This is a genomic window from Rhizobium ecuadorense (genome assembly GCF_001187535.1).
GTDB lineage: Bacteria > Pseudomonadota > Alphaproteobacteria > Rhizobiales > Rhizobiaceae > Rhizobium > Rhizobium ecuadorense.
In genome coordinates, this window is the sequence record NZ_LFIO01000725.1 from 1 (window position 1) to 365 (window position 365).

At 57.0% G+C, this 365-nt stretch carries 1 protein-coding gene; it reads right to left on the reverse strand.

What is annotated here, in order from left to right; genetic code table 11:
- The coding region (locus AF337_RS13580; protein WP_049732491.1) for a VanZ family protein at positions 1 to 317 on the reverse strand (317 nt) is incomplete at its 3' end.
- Positions 318 to 365 lie beyond the last annotated feature (48 nt).

The window sequence follows — 365 nt, forward strand, 5'->3', positions numbered from 1 at the left end:
ACCCATCCGGCTAGCAGCCCGAGGGCGGCGCCCATGGCCTTGATGCCTGCGTCATGGAGGCGCGGATGGCGGGTCGGCGAGAAGTATTGCAGATATTCGATGGCGAATGCGCCGACGATCAGCAGCATGGCGACCATCTTCCACTGTTTCGGATAGGCCAGCGCAAAGGCGAAGCCAAGGAGAAGATAGGCGACCGCGCGGTCGACATCGACCATCGTGACCGTATTCGGCCTCTCTCCGATCGGCGAAACGGTGACGAAGATGATGAAGGCCAGCAGCAGCCAGGCGAGCGGTCTTGCGAATTTGAATGTCATCATAGCTTCATATTAGTGGCCGTCCTTTTTATTGACAGTTAAAATCAGTTC